The organism is Phocaeicola sp. RTP21198st1_B8_RTP21198_201120, assembly GCF_040929485.1.
GTDB lineage: Bacteria > Bacteroidota > Bacteroidia > Bacteroidales > Bacteroidaceae > Phocaeicola > Phocaeicola dorei.
Genome location: NZ_JBCOCI010000455.1, coordinates 1 through 1,173, shown reverse-complemented (window position 1 = coordinate 1,173; position 1,173 = coordinate 1). Strand labels below are relative to the sequence as shown.

Annotated in this window: 1 protein-coding gene and 1 pseudogene; both read right to left on the bottom strand. The window is 39.2% G+C overall.

The genetic code is table 11. The features are described 5' to 3' along the window. Nucleotides 1–382, bottom strand: a pseudogene (locus AB5935_RS27225) (glycerophosphoryl diester phosphodiesterase); the annotation flags it as partial. 23 nt (nt 383–405) lie between these two features. Beyond that, on the bottom strand, nt 406–1,173 hold a 768-nt coding region (locus AB5935_RS27220; protein WP_410525559.1), incomplete at its 5' end, for an FISUMP domain-containing protein.

Below are 1,173 nucleotides of genomic sequence, written 5' to 3'. Positions count from 1 at the left end.
AGAAGGTGGAGTATCTACCAGCTCTATTCATAGGAACCGCAGAGATGGCTCTCAAGAAATCAGGCTTCACATACCTGAATGTTTGTTCAGGAAAGTCTAATGTATCTCCATTCTCTACGATAGCTAAAGGTTTTATGGTCGGCTTTACATTGTCATAAATGAGGTTATATTTCCCCGAAGGACGACCAAACATCTTATATCCTTCGGGGGTTTTTCCTTCAAACAATGTCATTACCCATTTACCTTCATGCTTTTCCCATAAAATATTTATTTTCCCGTTTGACAGTGATAAGCTCTCTTGTGCACATATCGACATAGAAGTCACACTGCAAAGCACTACAAACAAAACTTTACTAAATATTTTCTTAAAGCACTCAATCATTTTATCTCTTTTTCTATCATTGATTATTTATCATCACCAGTATATATCAGACGAACTACTATCGGAGCATTCTTTCCTAAAGCAATGGCTCTTGCTCCTCCTTTAGCTGTTGCAGCGGCAATCTCCAACGTAGCAAATTGAGAAACACTATTTATGGCAAAAACCATATGCAATCCATCCAGATCTCCAAATTCTTTGATATACAGACTTCCATCTCTATTTGTACCACATGGGGCCATATTCATCCCCCAAGAATTCATCAGATCTTTCTTTAGCTTTTTATCACCAATCTGTAGGGAAGGATAGACTTCCGGACATCTCAAGACCTCCAGATAATCACAAACATCCAAAGAAGCTTTGGCCAGATTTACATAATCCTGTAATTCAGGAACCCGCCACCCTTCAGGAGCTAACAAATTCGGCCAAGTTACTGATGATGAATTATCACCTATCAATCCGATACGATAATACATTCCGGCAACTTTACGGATTGCATCCGGAACAAGAGTAGTTGCACTCTTCTTAGCTTCTTCGGCAGGGAAACATTGAGATTTGTCATTTTCCTGTCCTTCACAAATAAGCGATTCACCTGTATTCAATTTAGTAGTTCGAAGGTTTTCAGCCAACCATACAACTTCAGAATCACCATTCGAAATTACAGCCACTTTATATGTAATCGATTCATCACCACGAACATCCGTAAAGATCTTCGTTCCATACAATTTAAATCTCCAGGCTGAATTCGCCATCAGGCGGTCTCCCACTTTCACATTCCAATAAAGGGTATTAGC